Genomic DNA, 18006 nt, shown 5'->3' with positions numbered 1-18006 from the left:
ACACCAGGACATGCGTCCCGGTGTACCCGTTGCAGGTTTGAGGGCAGGAGAAGGACTGCCCTTAACCTGTTTTTGGCCGTTTCCTAGTTTGGAATATACTGGGTCAACGGGCAGTTCTTACACCCCTCGGAAGGCAGGTCGGTGTTGTCATGCACCTTGGTCATGATGTCTTTGACCGCGTCCTGGGTGGTGGGGTAGAAGTTCTTGTCGCCGATCTTGTCAAAGAGGTGGGTGCGATCAAGCACCGCCAGGATCGGGCCCTTGGCATTACAGACGGCAAATCCCAGGCCGGCGGCATGCATCCGGTCCACGATCAGGGCCAGTTCCTCTTCACCGGAGGCATCGATGTCGTTGATGCCGCTGGCATCCAGCAGGATGTAGCGCAGATCTGGCATCTCGGTCCGGAACTTGATGATCTGTTCATCCAGGTAGCTGGCATTGGCAAAGAAGAGGGCGCCGTCAAAGCGAACCACCGCGATATGGCGGCAGCCGCGCAGGCGGTAGTGCTCAGAGCTCTGCAGGGAGGCATCCTTGTACATGGAGAGCTTGGCAACCACCGGCCGCATGGAGCGATAGAGGAAGACCGCCATGGACAGGGCCACACCGACCATGATGCCCTTGTCCAGGTGGGGGGCATAGGCCAGGGTGACGATAAAGGTGATGATGGAGATGATGCCGTCATGCTTCTGGGCGTGCCAGGCATGGACAAAACCCTTGGTGTTGACCAGGCCGATCACGGCCATCATGATGACTGCAGCAAGCACGGCCTGGGGCAGGTGGTAGAGCAGGGGGGTGAGGAAGAGCAGGGTGATGATCACCATGATACTGGTGACCACACTGGAGACCCCGGAGACAGCGCCGGCCTGCAGATTGACCGCAGAGCGGGAAAAGGAACCGGAGACCGCGTAGGAGGAGCCCACGGAGCCCAGGATGTTGGCCAGACCCTGACCTATCAGTTCCTGGTTGGGATCGAGCTTCTGACCGGTCTTGGCGGCCATGGCCTTGGCAATGGCGATGGCCTCCATGAAGCCAAGCAGGGAGATGATGATCGCGGTGGGCAGCAGTTTAAGAAAGGAGTTCACATTCAGCTGGGGCACGGTCAGGGTGGGCAGACCTTCGGGGATCTTGCCGACAATGGCGCCGCCGCCCATGAGCAGCAGGTCCTCTGCCTTCAAAGGAGAGTTGGAGACCTTGATCCTCCAGGTGGCGCCGTCGGTGGCAATGCCTGCAGGGAGGTCGTCTTTGGGGTAGAAGGTGTACTGGTCGCCGTTGCTGACCGCCTCGAACTTGAGGGCACGTAACTGGGTACGGAGCTCATGGCCGTGCTGCTTGGCCTGGCTGATCTTGGCGGTCAGGATGGTCACCTGGTTCTGGAGGGCAATGATATCCAGGAAGGGGCCATGGCCTTCGGCCTCCTTGGTGAGGGCATCGATCTCTTTACCGATGGAGGCACGTTCGTCACCCAGCTGCTTGATCTCGGCCACGGCATGGTTGAAGTCTTCGATGGTCTGCTCAAGACCGGCTACCTGGATGGTGTCTACCGCTACATGGGCATCCTTGTTAAAGCCGATGAAGTAGGAGATCAGGGTGGTGATGACCACCGCCACCAGGACGTTGGGGATCCTGGGGTTGATCTTCTTCAGGAAGACCATGATCACCACCGCTGCAACGCCAAAGGCGAGGGTGGGGAAGTGGGTGTAGTCAAAGGCGGCCTGGGCGACCCTGATCATGGTCTCGTAGTGGTGGGGGGCCTTGTCCACATAGACGCCGAAGAACTTGGAGAACTGGGAAGAGGCGATGATGATGGCCGCGGCATTGGTAAAGCCGTTGACCACCGGGTGGGAGAGGAAGTTGACCACCAGGCCCAGGCGGAGCACACCAAGGGAAAACTGGAAGATACCGACCACCAGGGCCAGGACAACGGAGTAGGCAATGAACTCAGGGCTGCCGGCCGTGGCCAGTGGCTCCAGGGAGGCCGCCGACATCAGGGAGACCACGGCCACCGGACCGGTTGCCAGCTGACGGCTGGAGCCGAACAGGGAGGCAACCATGGGTGGAAGGAAGGCCGCGTAGAGGCCGTAGTAGGCAGGGAGTCCGGCGAGCTGGGCATAGGCCATGGATTGGGGGATCAGTACCAGGGCCACTGTCAGACCGGCCAGGAGGTCGATCTGCAGGCTTTTGGCATTGTAGCCTTTAAACCAGCCGAGAAAGGGAAAGATTTTCGTGAGTAGCATAGTCGAGTTGTCCGTAGTCTTTGGTTAAAAAGTTGTTGGTTGCAGCATGCGCCGACACGAGTCGATCAGCTCGTCGTGGCAGGCGTCTGCCCGGTACAGCTTATATGCGTTAAGTCTGACAAGACCGTCCACCAGGGTGAAGATGAGCAGGGCTTTCTTGGGGGCATCCACCGGCCGGATGGAGTGGTCCTCCTGGCCGCGGATGATGGCCTGTTCAAAGATACTGATCAGGCTGGAATAGATTTCTTTGAGTTGTTGCCGGCAGTCGGGGTTGTCCCCGGCCAGCTGGTAGTAGTGATGGCGATGGAGCAGGAGGAAACGCTCCTCCATCTTACGGGTCTGGCTGATGTAGAACGAAAGCACATCTTCCAACATCTCCAGACCGGTACTGTGCTTGCGTTTTTCCAGGTAGGTGGCAAAGGAGCTGATCAGCTCTTGCTTGAAGTTGTGCAGCACCGCAATAAAGAGTTCTTCCTTGCTGTGGAAGTGGTAGAAGATGGTGCCGTCGGCAACCCCGGTGGCCCGGGAGATGTCATTGATGGAGGTATCCCAGAACCCATGCTCGGAAAACAGCTTGGTTGCCTCGCGAAGAATAGCACTCTTTTTCGGTGAAGATCGTGACATGGGCAGCTTTAGAGACGTTTTTTTGACTGAGTACTCATTCAGTTTTTACCTGTAACAGCCTTTTTCGTCAAGAAAATTTGCAGTAATCATTTTTAATGATGAAAGTGATTGTTTGTCTTTATGTGGGCTAGTTGTCTGATGTTTCGTTGTTGTTGTCAGGTTCGGCCGGGCTGGGCCATCTGCTGCTTTCTGCCCGCCGGTTGGGCCTCGCCAGGCTTGGTTTCGGGGCTGAAAAGCTGCTGTCCAGCTCAGCGGGAGTGTGGTAGGGTAAAGAAAGTCTATTAGCTCAATTATCGTTTTAAGCGAGCAGCGATCATGACCAAGTCCAGAGCCTTTGTCGATACCCTCAGCGAGTATATCGAGTCCGAGCGGCTGACCCTGCCCATCTTTGATCCGGTGGCCATGCGGGTGCAGCTCGAACTGATAAAAAAAGATCCTGATCTCCGCACAGTGGAGAGGATTATCATCGCGGATCAGTCCCTTTCCAGCAATATCCTCAAGGTGGCCAACTCCTCACGCTTCGGCGGTCTGGTCAAGACCACCACCGTTCGCTCGGCAATCGTCCGCCTGGGCATGACCGAGATCGGCAACATCGTGCTCATGGATATGAACCGCAAGAATTACCAGAGCAAGGATCCCAAGGTCAGGGTGATGATGCGCAGGCTCTGGCAGCACTCGGTGGGCTGCGCCTTTGCCGCGGGTTGGCTTTCCAAGCGTCTGGATTTCGGAGTGATGCAGAACGAGGCCTTCTTCTCCGGCCTGTTTCATGATGTGGGCAAGCTCCTGATCCTGGTGGTGATCGAACAGAAGCGCAAGAAGAATAAGACGATCAAGATCGATAACGACCTGCTGCTCCAGGCAATGGAGCTGATGCATCCGGAACAGGGGTACAGGTTGATGCAGCAGCTGGGGCTGCCCGAGGCCTCCTGTAACATCGCCCGTGACCATCACCAGCAAGAACCCAATCCTGACAACTATCTGCTGCTGCTGGTGCGGATGGCCAATCTGGTCTGCCATCAGCTGGGCATCGGCCTGGTGCGTGACGGGGAACTGGAGCTGCCGGCCACAGCAGAGGCCAGGCTGCTCAACCTCGCTGCCGAGGACATCCAGGAGCTGGCTGAGTTCTTGGAGAGCACCCCAAGTCTGGGGAATTAGGAGTGTCTTTCTCTCGGGGCCCGGAGTCAAGGGCGCTGGGGTCAGATACCCGGTCCATGGACTCGCGTTGCAGGGCAGGGGCGTGGTGCAGAGGATTGCTGCTCTACTCCCTGGTTTCGGTTTCCTGTTCATCCGAGTCAGAGAACAGCCAACGAAACAGGCTGGAAAAGCAGAAGTAGGCACCCATCAGGATGATGAACAGGGGCGTGATCGGGTCGTTTTCCAGGGAAATATCGTAGCGCAGCCTGCCTGCGGCAAGATCGTAACCCGCCTTCATCACCACCAGGCCGACGATCATCCGCAGGCCGATCACCAGCCAGAGACCGATGCGCTGTATCAAGGAGGAGTGGTTGTTCATCTCTTTGCCTCCATGCTGAGATTACTTCTACAACAAACCATAAGCACCGGGACTGCACCTGCCCAGTGCTCCTCCACTGTGATGGTTCCCCTGGCCCTGGCTGTTGACTTATCAGCGTATTTTGATGATAATTATTGTATTATCCCTTGATAACCGTCTTGTTACGCAGCCCTTTGTGCAAAAAAAGAGGAGATGAGAATGGAGAGCTATTACAATCCGTCTGACCTTGCTAAATTTGGAGAGATAGCTGAGGAGGCCCCGGAAATGGCCAAAAAGTTTTTTGACTATTACGGGACGGTCTTTGCCGAGGGCGAACTCAGCGAACGAGAGAAGGCCCTCATCGCCTTGGCTGTGGCCCATAGCGTGCAGTGCCCATACTGTATTGATGCCTATACAACGGCCTGTCTGGAAAAGGGTTCCAACCAGGCGGAGATGACCGAAGCCGTCCATGTTGCCTGTGCTATCCGCGGAGGGGCCTCCCTGGTTCATGGGGTACAGATGATGAATAGGTGTAAGAAGGTCTCCATGTAGTCCGCCCTCCCGCCAACCTCTGCCTTTGCCTTTGCTATGCGCTCCTTTCAGGATACGCTCCATCACCATGGCCTGCACTTGGTCCGGGAAGTAACCTCTACCCTGCAGATCAATACCGGCTTTCGGTGCAACCTGGCCTGTAAGCACTGCCATCTCGATGCCGGCCCGGCACGCCAGGAGGTCATGACCCGAGCCACCATGGAGGAGGTTCTTTCCTTTGTCCGGAGAAATAGCTTCAAGCTTGCCGACATAACCGGCGGAGCCCCTGAGCTGGTTCCTGATATCGCGTATCTGCTCGACGGATTGTCCCTGCAGGTGGAGCGGGTTCTTTTCAGGTCCAACCTGACCTTGCTGACCAGGGGCGAATACGCTGCTCTCTTGGAGCAACTTGTTGCAGGCAAGGTGGCTATAGCGGCGTCTTTTCCTTCAACCAATAAAAAACAGGCAGATGCCCAGCGCGGCAGCGGGGTCTGGGAGTCAAGCGTAAAGGCACTGAAAGAACTTAACCGGCTTGGCTATGGCAAAGCGGGAACCGGGCTGGAGCTCTTTCTTGTGGCCAACCCAGCCGGGGCCTTTCTGCCGGTGGAGCAATCCCGGGCAGAGCAGCGCTACAAGAGTGAGCTGGCTGCGAAGTGGGGGATTGCATTCACCAATCTCTACACCTTTGCCAACATGCCCCTTGGCCGTTTTCGCGCCTGGCTGGAGAGAAGCGGTAATCTTCAGCCCTATATGGCCAAGCTGGCGGCCGGTTTTAACCCTGCCACCGTTGCAGGCTTGATGTGCAGGAGCCTGATCAGCGTCTCCTGGGACGGTTTTCTCTACGATTGCGATTTCAACCTTGCCGCCGGCCTCTACCACAGCGGTCGCCGGTTGCACCTCAGCGAGGTGGATACCATTGGCAAGGGGATTCCGATCATCAGCGCTGATCACTGTTACGGTTGTACCGCGGGTGCCGGCTTTACCTGAGGCGGCGCAATCGACTCCTAGGTAGGAGTGAAAAAAGGGGTATCACTATCGCTGTGTTGTCGGCAAGGCTCGATTTCAGAAGGGGCAGCCGGTAAGGGTCCCCCCCCGATCGTTCTGTTTTCCTGTCACCGCTGCCGGGTCTAGGGTGAGTAGCAGCAGCTTTCTTTCCCGGCTTTGCCTTGTTTCTCTTCAGCACTCCTGCTAAACTTCAGCTATACATTCAGCGCATTTTCAGCTTGAGCCGTTCCCGTAGCATTGTATTTCCCAGGTTGTATCCTCTAAGGTGCAGCCAGCTTCTTGAGCGTTTTTTCGTTTCTTAAGAGGCGTCATGAATCAATGTATCGTGAGGAGTCCACAGATGAAGAATATCTTTGTCGTCGGCCTGGATGATTTTCACCTTGCCCAACTGGAGGCAGTAGAGGGTGCAGATAACTATCGTTTTCACTCCCTGATCTCCTACCGGGAAATCAAGTGTGGATCCGATTTTCCTGTACGCGAACTCCTTGAACATACGGCGCAGACCCTGACGGCTTTTGATGGCACCGTTGATGCGGTCATCGGCTACTGGGATTTTCCGGTGAGCACGGTCCTGCCGATCATCCGTCGCCAGGTCGGCCTGGGCGGACCCAGCCTGGTTGCGGTGCTCAAATGTGAACACAAGTACTGGAGCCGCCTGATCCAAGAGGAGGTGGTCCCGGAACTGATCCCGCCTTTCCAGAAGATCAACCCCTTTGCAGCAGAGGCCCCTACCCAGTGCAGCCTGGACTATCCCTTCTGGATAAAACCGGTTAAGTCGGTGCTCTCCCACCTGGGTTTCCTGGTTCGCAACCGCGAAGAGTTTGAGCAAAGTCTGGAGAAGATCCGCAGCCATATCGGCCGCTACGCAGAACCCTTCAATCTCATCCTGAACCATGCAGAGCTTCCTGCAGAGATTGAAAGGGTGGATGGCTATTACTGTATTGCCGAGGGGCTGATCTCCCGGGGCCGCCAGTGTACCCTGGAGGGTTATGTCTGCAAGGGGAGGGTCCAGGTCTACGGCGTGATTGACTCCTTGCGTGAGGGCCGCCACTGCTCCAGTTTCTCCCGCTATCAGTATCCCTCCAGCCTCCCTCCCGAGGTGCAGCAGCGGATGATCGAGGCAACCGCCAAGGTGCTGCTCCGTACAGGCTATGACCAGGCCCCCTTTAACATCGAATTTTACTGGGATGAGGAGCAGGACTCCATCCACCTGCTGGAGATCAACACCAGGATATCCAAATCCCACTGTTCGCTGTTCAAGATGGTGGACGGCGAGTATCATCACCAGGTGATGATCGACCTGGCGCTTGGCCGGGAGCCGAGCTTTCCCCATCGCCAGGGAGAGTTCGCGCTGGCAGCAAAATTCATGCTCCGTCGCCACCGGGACGGCAGGGTTGTCAGGGTGCCTGACAGGGCCCAGATCGAAGAGCTCAAGCAGACCTTTCCCGGCAGCGAGCTGCTCCTCAACGTCTGTCCGGGCATCCGTCTGTCCGAGCTGCTGGATCAGGACAGCTACAGCTACGAGCTTGCAGATCTGTTCATCGGGGCTGCGGGGCCTCGGCAACTGGAGCAGCGCTACCAGGCGGCCCTCTCGCTCTTGCCCTTTGAGATTGAGGAGAGGGGAGGGACCGCATGAAAATTGTCAGAACATTTAAGCATGAGGTCGTGGAGCATGAACATCTCTGGATCCCCATGGCCGACGGGGTCCGGCTTGCCGCACGGCTCTGGCTGCCGGCCGGGGCTGAGCAGGACCCGGTTCCCGCTATCCTGGAGTACATTCCCTATCGCAAGCGGGATTCCACCCGCAGCCGCGATACCCAGATCTACACCTATTTTGCAGGCAACGGCTATGCCGGGCTGCGGGTGGACCTGCGCGGCAGCGGTGATTCGGAAGGGGTGCTCAGGGATGAGTATCTCCAGCAGGAGCTCGACGATGGCCTGGCCATCCTCCAGTGGCTTGAGCAACAGCCCTGGTGCAACGGCAGGGTGGGGATCATGGGGATCTCCTGGGGCGGCTTTAACGGCCTGCAGCTTGCCGCCCTGCGTCCGCCCCAACTCCAGGCCATCATCACCGCCTCCTCAACCGACGACCGTTTTGCAGACGATGTCCATCAGATGGGAGGCTGCCTTCTGGGGGACAACCTCTCCTGGGCCTCGACCATGTTCAGCTACAACTCCTGTCCGCCGGATCCGGCAACGGTCGGAGAGCAGTGGCGCGAGCTCTGGTTTGAACGCTTGCGGGGCAGCGGCCTCTGGCTGGAGCAGTGGTTGCGTCACCAGAGGCGGGACGCCTACTGGCAGCATGGCTCTGTCTGTGAAGATTATGCGGCCATCCAGTGCCCGGTGCTGGCGGTCTCCGGCTGGGCAGACGGCTATTCCAACGCGGTATTTCGCCTGCTTGCAGGCCTCTCCTCTCCCCGCAAGGGCCTGATCGGCCCCTGGGGGCATAAGTATCCCCATGTGGGGGTTCCAGGCCCTGCCATCGGTTTTCTCCAGGAGGCGCTCCGCTGGTGGGATACCTGGCTCAAGGATCGCGATACCGGGGTGATGGCAGAGCCCATGCTGCGGGTCTGGATGCAGGAGAGTGTGCCGCCGACCACCAGCTACGCCTGCCGGCCCGGGAGATGGGTGGCGGAACCCAGCTGGCCCTCTGCCCGTATCACCACCCGGGAGTATGCCATGGCGCCGGCCCGGATGCTGCTTGCTCCCCATGAGCAGCGGCTGGGAGAGGAGTGCTGTCACCTCCAGTCGCCCCTGGGCCTGGGCCTCTTTGCCGGAAAGTGGTGTTCGTACGCCGCTGCCCCGGACCTGCCCCATGATCAACGTCAGGAAGACGGGGGCGCCCGGGTCTATGATTCGGGACCCCTGAGCGAGGCCCTGGAGATCCTGGGGGCCCCGGTGGTGGAACTGGAGTTGGAGGCAGATCAGGCTGTTGCCATGGTCGCGGTGCGGCTCTCCGATATCGATGGAGAGGATAAGGCGACCCGGATCAGCTACGGCCTCTTGAATCTCACCCATCGTGACAGTCACGAGCATCCCCAACCACTGGAACCCGGGAGACGCTACCTGGTCAAGGTGGTGCTTAACCATGTGGCCCAGGTCATTCCTGCAGGTCACCGGCTTCGGGTGGCGGTTTCGACCTCCTACTGGCCCATGGCCTGGCCGGCACCCACACCGGTCGGTCTCATGCTCTATACCAAGAACAGCCGACTGCTCCTGCCCACCCGGAAACCACGGAGCGCAGACCTTGGCCTGCGCCCCTTTGAGCCGCCGGAGGCGGCACCTCCCCTGAGGATGGAGGTGCTCAGCCCTGAGCACCACAACTGGCGGGTGATCAGGGACCTTGCCGCCGATGTCTCTACCCTGGAGGTGGTCAACGACAGCGGCCGCCACTATATCAAGGAGATCGACCTCGCCATCGGCCGCACGGCCAAGGAGTGGTACACCTACCAGGGCGATGACTTCAACTCGGTCAGAGGCGAAACCCTCTGGGAGAGGAGCTTCAGCCGGGGAAGCTGGTCGGTACGGACCGTAACCCGGACGGTGCTGACCTCTTCGGCAGACCATTTCTATCTCAGGGCGGAACTCGATGCCTATGAGGGGGATAAACGGGTCTACTCGGAAAACTGGGACAGGGTGATCCCCAGGGATCTTCTCTGAGCCGGATCCTCCCGCTCCCCTGAGCCCACCCCCGATGCTCCGGCTGAGCTGCTCAGCCGGAGCCGCTCAGCACGGTTTGTCCTTCCCAAAGGCCCTCCTCCGGCCCAGCGGCTTGTCCCCCTGTTTCAGAATCAGCCAATGGCTGCAAGGCCCTGCGGCCGCTCTCTCCTCTGCCTCCCTCCTTAAAAAAAAAGAACCTGCAGACCATGAAAAATGGGGGCCCCTGGTTTCCCTGTCCCTGACCCCTCGTCCTGAAGAATGGCTGATTATTTAAGTTGAGCTTAATGTTGGTAAGTTCGCCCCGTGCCGATGGATAGTCGAGGCCGACTGGTTTGCTTTCCTCTGCCTCCAGGTCCGTTCCAGGGGCAGGTGGCTCCGCTGAAATCAGCTGATCTTCCTGAGATTGCGTGGCCGATTGGCTGGCTGGTTCCCTGGTGCTCCCCTACAAAAATATTGACAATTTGGTTCTGCGGCGGTTAGTTAATTCCCGTTTTTCTAATGTTACATCAACTAATATTAATCAATAAAATTTAGCTGCAAGGGGACGGTCATGCGACTCAAAAAATTACTGATGACAGCGGCGGCGGGGCTCTTTTCCATCGTTGCGACCACGGCCACGGTGCTCGGTGCTGATACCATTACCTGGAAGATGGCCAGTTCCTGGCCCGAAGGTACCATCCTGCAGGAGGCTGCCGACAACTTTGCCGCCCAGGTCACCAAGATGAGCAACGGTCGCCTGACCATCAAGAGCTATCCTGCGGGCGTGCTGATGGGGGCCCTGGAGGTCACCGATTCGGTACGTATGGGGGTGATCGATGCGTCCCACAGCTCTCCTGGCTATGTGGTCGGTCAGCTGCCGGCCGCTCCCCTGTTCGGTTATATCCCCTTTGGGATGGAAGCCATCCCCTACCTGACCTGGATGTATGATGGCGAGGGTTATGAGCTCTTCAAGGAGCTCTACAAGAGGTATGATTACGGTTATGTGGCCCCCTGCGGAATCCTGCCCAGCGAGAACCTGGCCTGGTCCAACAAGGCCATCACCTCCATGGAAGATTTCAAGGGCATGAAGTTTCGGACCTCCGGTTACTGGGGGGAAATCCTCAGCGCCGCCGGTGCCTCGGTGATGATGCTGCCTGCCGGTGAGGTCTACGAGGCCCTGCAGCGTAAGGTGATCGATGCCGGTGAGTTCAGTGTGCCCAACATCGATAAGGACCTGGCCTTCTACGAGATCGCCGACTACCTGCTGGTGCCGGGTATTCACCAGACCAGCACCATCATGGACCTGAGGGTCAACAAGCGTTCCTGGAACAAGCTGCCCGAAGATCTCAGGGAGATCGTCCGGGTTGCGGCCAAGGCCTCCACCATGGAGCTGCTCACCCGCTGCATCAGCAGGGACGTGCCGGCCATCGAGTTCTTCAAGAAACGTGGGGTCAAGATCCAGTACCTCGATCCCAAGATCCAGAAGGCCCTGGCAGCAAAGACCGTGGCCCTGATGGAGGAGAAGGGGGCAAAGGATCCCTTCTTCAAAAAGGTGTGGGAATCGCAGCAGCGCTTCCGGGCCGACTATGACGACTACAAGGCCCTGATGACCCCCTCCTTTAAGTAACTATTCTTAGGTCGGACTGCAGAGGAGTTGCTGGTTTTTTGACCAGGCAGCTCCTTTGTTGGTTTTTAGCTACAGGTTGTTATGCCATGAACATACTACGGGGTCTGATCAAGACCATCGATGCCGTCAGCGAGGCCACGGGCAAGGTCATCATCTGGCTGGTGATGCTGCTCACCGCGGTGATCGGCTATGAAATTTTTTCCCGCTACCTCCTCAACCAACCCACCAAGTGGGCCTTTGACCTCAGTTACATGATCGGGGGCACCTTCTTTCTCCTCGGTGAGGCCTGGACCCTGAAAAAGCGGCAGCATGTGCGGATAGACATCCTCTACAGCCGTTTTTCCAAGCGAACCCGCGCCATGATCGACATCTGCCTGTACCTGGTTTTTTTCTTTCCCCTCTGGGGCGGTATCCTCTATACCCTGATCCCCTATGTGGCCTTTTCCTGGGAAATGGGGGAGCGCTCCATGCAGGGCTACTGGCAGCCGATTATCTATCCCTTTAAAACGGTGATGCCCATCGGGGTGGCGATGCTGCTGCTCCAGGGAGTGGCCGAGTTTCTGCGCAACCTGATCCTGGTCTGCGGTGGAGGTGAGGTCCGATGAGTCCGGAACTCTCTGTGGTCTTGATGTTTGTGGTTCTCTTTTCCGGGATCTTCCTGGGCTTTCCCACGGCCTTTGTCCTGGGCGGCGTGGCCTTTCTCTTTGGGGCCAATATCATGGGGCCCGATATCTATGGCCTCTTCATTGCCCGCCTCTTCGGTCTGATGAAGAATTACACCCTGCTGGCCGTGCCCCTCTTCCTCTTCATGGGGGTGTTCATGGAGAAGTCGGGGATGGCCGAGCGGCTCTTCAATGCCATGCACATCCTCTGGGGACGTTTCCGCGGCGGCCTGGGGATCTCCACCATCGCCATTTCCGCCGTCTTTGCCGCAGCAACCGGGGTGGTCGGTGCCTCGGAGATCACCATCGGCCTGATGGCCCTGCCGGTGATGCTGGCCAAGAAATACAACAGGTCCATGGCCTGCGGTGCCATCTGTGCCGGCGGAACCCTGGGTATCCTGATCCCGCCCAGCGTGATGATCATCGTCTACGGCCCAATTGCCCGGATCTCGGTGGGCAAGCTCTTTCTCGGCTGCCTCCTGCCCGGTATCCTCCTGACCCTGCTCTACATGGCCTATATCGGCATCCGCTGTTACCTCAATTCCGCAGACGGGCCGCCCCTGCCCCCGGAGGAACGGCAGGGCAGCGTCAGGGAAAAGTTCCGCATCCTGCTGACCTCGGTGCTGCCGCCGGCCCTGATTATCCTCTCGGTCCTGGGCAGTATCTTCTTCGGGATCGCGGCGGTCACCGAGGCGGCTGCCGTGGGTGCGGTGGCCAGTATGGCCCTGGCCGCCTCCTACCGGCGGCTCAACTTTGCGGTGCTCAGAGAGGCCTGTGAGCAGACCCTGACCATCACCGCCATGATCATGATGATCGCCGTCGGCGCCACCTTCTTCTCCACGGTCTTTGTGGCCCTGGGCGGCGACGAGGTGATCACCGGCATGTTCATCAACCTGCCCATGGGCAAGTGGGGCATCCTCGCTACCATCATGCTGCTCTTGGTCTTCTGCGGGATGTTCATCGACTGGATGGGGATCCTCTTCATCATCGTGCCCCTGATCACCCCCATTGCCGCGGAACTGGGTTTTGACCCGGTCTGGTTTGCGGTGCTGGTGATGGTCAACCTCCAGATTTCCTTTCTGACCCCGCCCTTTGCCTATTCCATCTTCTACCTCAAGGGGATCGCCCCCCCGGAGGTGGAAACCGCAGATATCTACCGGGGAGTGATGCCCTTTGTGGGGCTGCAGGTCTTTGCCATCCTGCTGCTGATCCTTTTTCCGGAAATCATCACCTGGCTTCCCAACCATTTTGTCGGCTAGGAGAGTATTGCCATGAAGACCCAACCAGCCGTTACCCTCTTTATTCAATGTATCGTTGACAGCGTCTATCCTGAGGTGGCCGAGGCCATGGTCCGGGTTCTTGAAGATCTTGGACTGTCCCTGGAATGCCCCACCGAGCAGACCTGCTGCGGGCAGCCGGCCTTTAATGCCGGTCACCGTGGAGCCGCCCGCTCGGCTGCGGAGAAGTTTATCCAGCTCTTTGAGCCGGCCGAGGTGATCGTCTCGCCCTCGGGCTCCTGCGTGAACATGGTCCGCAACCACTATCCGGAGCTCTTTGCCGATGACCCGGAGATGCTGGCCCGTGCCCGGCGGATTGGCGAGCGCACCTATGAGTTCAGCGAATACCTGGTGGATGTGCTCCAGGTGGAAGAGCTGGGGGCCCGCTATCCGGCCAGGGTCACCTACCACTCCTCCTGTCACCTCAACCGTTTTCTGGGGATCGATCGTCAGCCCAGGGCCCTGCTGGCCAACATCGAGGGGCTCCAGTTGGTGGAGCTGGCCGGGGCGGACCGCTGTTGCGGCTTTGGCGGTACCTTCAGCGTCAAGTACGGCGAAATCTCCGAGGCCATTCTCGAGGAAAAGGTGGACCATATCATCGACTCCGGTGCCGACCTGGTCACCGGTTGCGACATGGGCTGCCTGATGAACATCCAGGGCATGCTCAGTCGCAAGAACGCCCTGGTCAAGGTGATCCATATTGCCCAACTTCTTGCCGGTAAATGACCATGAGTGAACAGCATCAAAGCGACCATCAGCAGGGCGCGGCGAGCCAGAGCGCCTACAGAGAGGGTGCCCATACCGCCATCAACGATCCGGTCCTCCAGTCCGCCCTGGGGGGGCTCCAGCAGCGTTTAGGCCCGGCCACCCAGGGGCTCTACCAGCAGCTGCCCGAGGGGCAGGAGCTGCGCAGCCTGGCCCACGGGCTTCGCCGCAAGGCCGTGGATAACCTGGACATCATGCTGGAGACCCTGGCCGACAGGGTGAGCGAGAACGGCGGCCAGGTCCACTTTGCCCGCACCGACCAGGAGGCGGTGGCCATCTGCCTGGAGATCGCCCGGGAGCATCAGGTTCGCTCGGTGGTCAAGGGCAAGTCCATGGTCACCGAGGAGATCGGCCTCAACCAGGCCCTGGAGGGGGCCGGGATCGAGGTGGCGGAGACCGATCTGGGCGAATATATCATCCAACTGGCCGGAGAGCGGCCCACCCATATCGTTGCCCCGGCCATCCACAAGACCCGTCAACAGGTGGGCGCGCTCTTTAGCGAGAAGCTGGGCACCCCCTACAGCGAGGATCCGCCCACCCTGACCTGGGATGCCCGCAAGGCCCTGCGGGAAAAGTTTCTCAGCGCCGATATGGGCATCTCCGGCTGTAACCTGGCCTGTGCCGAGACCGGTCACATCACCACGGTCTCCAACGAGGGCAATATCAGGATGGCCACCACCCTGCCCAGGGTCCATGTGGCCTTCATGGGCATGGAGCGGATCGTGGCCAACCTGGAGGAGCAGCAGCCGATCCTCAGGCTGATGTCCATGGGCGCGGCTGCCCAGCAGATCGGCGGCTATGTGAGTTATATCGGCGGCCCGGCCGCAGCAGATCACGGCGACGGGCCCCAGGCCTTTCACCTGATCGTGGTGGACAACGGCCGTTCAAAGATCCTGGCAGATCCGGAGTTTAGGGAGATGCTCTGCTGCATCCGCTGCGGCGCCTGCCTCAACGTCTGTCCGGTCTACGGCAAGATCGGCGGCCATGCCTATGGCTCGGCCTACACCGGTCCGGTGGGGGCAGTGGTCACGCCGCTGCTCTTTGGTATCAATAACCATGCCGACCTCTGCACCGGCGAGACCCTCTGCGGCGCCTGCCGTCAGGCCTGTCCCCTGGAGATCAACCTGCCCAGGATGCTGTTGGCCCTGCGGGGCAAGCTCTCGGCAGGGGACCCGGAGTGGCAGGTGGAGCCGCAGCGGAAGATGGAGACCCGCCTGTTCGGGCTGTGGCAAAGGCTCAACCGCAGCCGCAGGCTCTACGAGGGTTTTCTCCGCGTGGCCAGGCTTGGCCAGAAACTCCTGCCTGCCAGGCAGGGGATGATCCGCTGGCTGCCCTATCCCTTCAGCGGCTGGAGCCGCAGCCGGGATGTCCAGCCCCTGGCTGCCAAGACCTTTATGCAGCGCTGGCAGGAGAGAGAGCAACAGCAAGGGGAGGGGAGGAGATGATGACCGAGCGTCAACCGTTCATGGATACGATCCGCAGGGCCCTGGGCCGCGACCAGGGCACAGCGCCCCCTGCAGACCTCTTTACCGCCAGCCCTGATCCGGCCCAGGAGGCGGTCCTGGAGCGTGTCCGGACCAGAACGCCGGATGAGCGGCGTCAACTGCTGCAGGGGCTTGCCGAGGTGGCCGGGCCCCTGCATATCGATCTCTATCAGGAGCCCTCGCTGGCCTCAGCCGGCCGCACCATCGCCCGCCTGATCCTGGAAAAGGAGCCCGAATGGGGGCCTGCCAAGAGCGTGGTCCGCTGGGACCATCCCCTGATCAATGGCTTGGAGCTGGAAGCCCTGCCCGAGTTGAAGCAGGTGCCTATCCACCGTACGGCCGTCGATTCCCCTGCAGCGGAGGACGGGGTGGCGGCAGGGCAGCGCCGGCAGCTCCGTTCCCGGACCCAGGCCTCCTTCATCGGCATCACCTCGGCCGACTACTGTGTGGCAGCCACGGCCACCCTGGCCATGCGCAGTCGGCCGGGCCAGGCCCGCTCCACCTCCCTGGTGCCCTCCATCCATGTGGCGGTGATCCGGGAGGAACAGCTGCTGGCCAGCCTGGAGGAACTCTATACCCTGCTCAAGTGGGATCCGGACGAGCGCGCCCAGGGACTGACGAACTGTCTCTCTCTGGTCTCGGGTCCCAGCAAGACCGGGGATATCGAGCTGATCATGGTCCACGGGGCCCATGGACCCAGGGAGCTCCATCTCTTTGTGGTGGCAGCAGAGTCTTTGGGAGAGTCTGCCTGATTGCGGAAGAGCCGGTAAGCAGGTGGGCCGGGAGGGCCGCCTTTGCTGCTCGGAAGTCTTCCGCCCCACCCTCTTTGCCCGGATCCTGGCTGTAACTCTTTGAAATCCTGATACTGTCTCGTTTTGGAGGGGCCGGAGCTATGACGGATAGCACGGGGTTGATTGGCCTGTCCACCCTGTGGTACCGGAATAATTAGCAGGCTCGGGTGATATTATTTTGCATTTTTAGCGCGACGATGGTTTGAATGGGGGTTACGCGTCCGATTATCATGGCCTGATCCCCCCTTGTCTCCAGGATGGCTCCCCGTCGGTTCGAGGAGTCCAGGACCGAGTTGTGTGAAGGCTTCGGAGGCGGGACGAAACGGTCTTCACCGAGGTGGGCAGCTTTGGCGTGGTAACCCCCTTTTGGGGGAGGTGTCGGCTTGCAGAGCACAGGCATCACCTGAACCGCCACCGCCCTCCTGTTGCATCCTCAAAGGTATGGTATGTGGAATCGACGTCCCTGCCCCCTCTATCACGAACCAGGAAGGAATTTATCATGAGCAAAGATTACTCTCGTTACCCCCATCAGTATCCCGATGCCACCGGTCATTTCGGCGAGTTCGGAGGCTCCTATATCCCACCGGAACTGCAGGTGGAGATGGACAAGATCACCAAGGCCTACCTGACCATCAGCAAGACCCAGCGTTTCATCGAAGAGCTGCGCTCCATCCGCACCCACTACCAGGGACGGCCCACGCCGGTGTTCCACGCCGATCGTCTCTCCGAGCTCGTCGGCGGTGCCCAGATCTACCTCAAGCGCGAAGACCTCAACCACACCGGTGCCCATAAGCTCAATCACTGCATGGGTGAGGGCTTGCTGGCCAAATTCATGGGCAAGAAAAAGCTGATCGCCGAGACCGGTGCCGGTCAGCATGGGGTGGCCCTGGCCACTGCAGCCGCCTACTTCGGCCTGGAGTGCGAGATCCATATGGGTGAGGTGGATATCGAGAAGGAGGCACCCAACGTGATCCGGATGAAGCTCCTGGGGGCCACGGTGGTGCCGGTCTCCTTTGGCCTCAAGACCCTCAAGGAGGCGGTGGACTCCGCCTTCCAGGCCTACCTCAAGGATCCGGTCAACTCGATCTACTGTATCGGTTCCGTGGTCGGTCCCCACCCCTTTCCCATGATGGTGCGTGACTTCCAGGCCGTTGTCGGCATCGAGTCCAGGGAGCAGTTCCTGGAGATGACCGGTGAACTGCCCGATGTGGTCTGCGCCTGCGTGGGCGGCGGCAGTAATGCCATGGGGATCTTCTCCGCCTTTCTCAACGATCCGGTCCGGCTGGTCGGGGTCGAGCCCGGCGGTCGCTCCCTCAATCTCGGCGACCACGCGGCTACCGCCGCCTTTGGCAAGCCCGGCCTGATCCACGGCTTCAAGTGTTACCTCCTCCAGGACGAGCAGGGTGAGCCGGCCCCGGTCTACTCCATTGCCTCGGGCCTGGACTACCCCGGGGTCGGACCCGAGCACAGCCAGCTCAAGGATGAGGAACGGGTCAGCTACGGGATTGCCGACGACCGCGAGACCCTGGACGCCTTTTACCAGCTGAGCCGGATTGAAGGCATCATCCCGGCCCTGGAAAGCGCCCATGCCGTGGCCCATGCCACCAAGCTGGCCAAGGAGATGGAACACGGTTCCATCCTGGTCAACCTCAGCGGCCGTGGTGATAAGGATCTGGAGTTCGTCACCGAGACCTACGGCTTTAACATGGAAGAGGCAGAGCAGAAGCTCTCCCTGTAGCAAACCGCCTTCCCAGCTCCCTGCCGGTTCTTTTGAGCCGGTAAGGAGTTTTTTTCACCTTCCCCCTTGTCAAGCGGCTCCGGGGTTTTAGGGCCCCATCCGGAAGAAGAGGGAGCGTTCAGGAGAGGTTGCGCCTC

Annotated in this window: 15 protein-coding genes; 12 read left to right on the top strand and 3 right to left on the bottom strand. The window is 59.6% G+C overall.

Annotated elements, in window-relative coordinates; all coding sequences use genetic code 11:
* Nucleotides 1-83 precede the first annotated feature (83 nt).
* Together G494_RS0115770 and G494_RS0115765 are read right to left on the bottom strand one after the other, a co-directional pair.
* On the bottom strand, nucleotides 84-2234 hold the full coding sequence (locus G494_RS0115770; RefSeq protein WP_028585293.1) for a SulP family inorganic anion transporter: 2151 nt from the start codon (nucleotides 2232-2234) through the stop codon (nucleotides 84-86).
* Nucleotides 2235-2258: 24 nt separating this feature from the next.
* Nucleotides 2259-2858, bottom strand: coding sequence for a TetR/AcrR family transcriptional regulator (locus tag G494_RS0115765; RefSeq protein ID WP_028585292.1), 600 nt, complete (start codon nucleotides 2856-2858; stop codon nucleotides 2259-2261).
* 315 nt (nucleotides 2859-3173) lie between these two features.
* On the opposite strand from G494_RS0115765, the gene G494_RS0115760 reads away from it, so the two are divergent.
* Nucleotides 3174-4013 carry an HDOD domain-containing protein gene (locus G494_RS0115760; protein ID WP_028585291.1) on the top strand — a complete coding sequence of 280 codons (840 nt, stop codon included), beginning with the start codon at nucleotides 3174-3176 and terminating at the stop codon, nucleotides 4011-4013.
* Between the two features lie 103 nt (nucleotides 4014-4116).
* Here G494_RS0115760 and G494_RS0115755 read toward each other — a convergent pair whose 3' ends face one another.
* Entirely contained in the window at nucleotides 4117-4371 is a 255-nt protein-coding gene (locus tag G494_RS0115755; protein ID WP_028585290.1) for a hypothetical protein, read from the bottom strand.
* A 198-nt stretch (nucleotides 4372-4569) separates the two neighbouring features.
* Between G494_RS0115755 and G494_RS0115750 the strand changes: the two genes are divergently transcribed.
* The 11 genes from G494_RS0115750 (at nucleotide 4570) to trpB (ending at nucleotide 17869) form a co-directional block, all read left to right on the top strand.
* Nucleotides 4570-4902 (top strand): arsenosugar biosynthesis-associated peroxidase-like protein, encoded by a 333-nt coding sequence (locus tag G494_RS0115750; RefSeq protein ID WP_028585289.1) that lies wholly within the window; start codon nucleotides 4570-4572, stop codon nucleotides 4900-4902.
* A gap of 36 nt (nucleotides 4903-4938) precedes the next feature.
* Nucleotides 4939-5868 carry an arsenosugar biosynthesis radical SAM (seleno)protein ArsS gene (gene arsS, locus G494_RS0115745; RefSeq protein ID WP_028585288.1) on the top strand — a complete coding sequence of 310 codons (930 nt, stop codon included), beginning with the start codon at nucleotides 4939-4941 and terminating at the stop codon, nucleotides 5866-5868.
* Between the two features lie 343 nt (nucleotides 5869-6211).
* Complete coding sequence (locus G494_RS0115740; RefSeq protein ID WP_028585287.1) at nucleotides 6212-7522, top strand: ATP-grasp domain-containing protein; 1311 nt, start codon at nucleotides 6212-6214, stop codon at nucleotides 7520-7522.
* Nucleotides 7519-9546, top strand: a complete 2028-nt coding sequence (locus G494_RS0115735) for a CocE/NonD family hydrolase (RefSeq protein WP_028585286.1) — start codon at nucleotides 7519-7521, stop codon at nucleotides 9544-9546. Before G494_RS0115740 ends, G494_RS0115735 begins: the two co-directional genes overlap by 4 nt.
* A 550-nt stretch (nucleotides 9547-10096) precedes the next feature.
* Nucleotides 10097-11152, top strand: coding sequence for a TRAP transporter substrate-binding protein DctP (dctP, locus tag G494_RS0115725; protein WP_028585284.1), 1056 nt, complete (start codon nucleotides 10097-10099; stop codon nucleotides 11150-11152).
* Nucleotides 11153-11238: 86 nt separating this feature from the next.
* A complete protein-coding gene (locus tag G494_RS23925; protein ID WP_035246970.1) occupies nucleotides 11239-11757 on the top strand; it encodes a TRAP transporter small permease subunit in 519 nt (172 codons plus the stop codon).
* Complete coding sequence (locus G494_RS0115715; protein WP_028585283.1) at nucleotides 11754-13073, top strand: TRAP transporter large permease; 1320 nt, start codon at nucleotides 11754-11756, stop codon at nucleotides 13071-13073. Before G494_RS23925 ends, G494_RS0115715 begins: the two co-directional genes overlap by 4 nt.
* Before the next feature lie 12 nt (nucleotides 13074-13085).
* Complete coding sequence (locus G494_RS0115710) at nucleotides 13086-13817, top strand: (Fe-S)-binding protein (RefSeq protein ID WP_028585282.1); 732 nt, start codon at nucleotides 13086-13088, stop codon at nucleotides 13815-13817.
* A 2-nt stretch (nucleotides 13818-13819) separates the two neighbouring features.
* On the top strand, nucleotides 13820-15301 hold the full coding sequence (locus G494_RS23920; RefSeq protein ID WP_051305795.1) for a LutB/LldF family L-lactate oxidation iron-sulfur protein: 1482 nt from the start codon (nucleotides 13820-13822) through the stop codon (nucleotides 15299-15301).
* Nucleotides 15298-16092: a LutC/YkgG family protein gene (locus tag G494_RS23915; protein WP_035246966.1), complete on the top strand. Its 795-nt coding sequence runs from the start codon at nucleotides 15298-15300 to the stop codon at nucleotides 16090-16092. The genes G494_RS23920 and G494_RS23915 overlap by 4 nt, the downstream gene beginning before the upstream one ends.
* A gap of 538 nt (nucleotides 16093-16630) precedes the next feature.
* Complete coding sequence (trpB, locus tag G494_RS0115690) at nucleotides 16631-17869, top strand: tryptophan synthase subunit beta (protein ID WP_028585280.1); 1239 nt, start codon at nucleotides 16631-16633, stop codon at nucleotides 17867-17869.
* Nucleotides 17870-18006: the final 137 nt, after the last annotated feature.

This window comes from Desulfogranum mediterraneum DSM 13871 (assembly GCF_000429965.1).
GTDB lineage: Bacteria > Desulfobacterota > Desulfobulbia > Desulfobulbales > Desulfobulbaceae > Desulfogranum > Desulfogranum mediterraneum.
The sequence above is the reverse complement of the archived record's forward strand: the minus strand, read 5'-3'. Positions and strand labels throughout refer to the sequence as shown.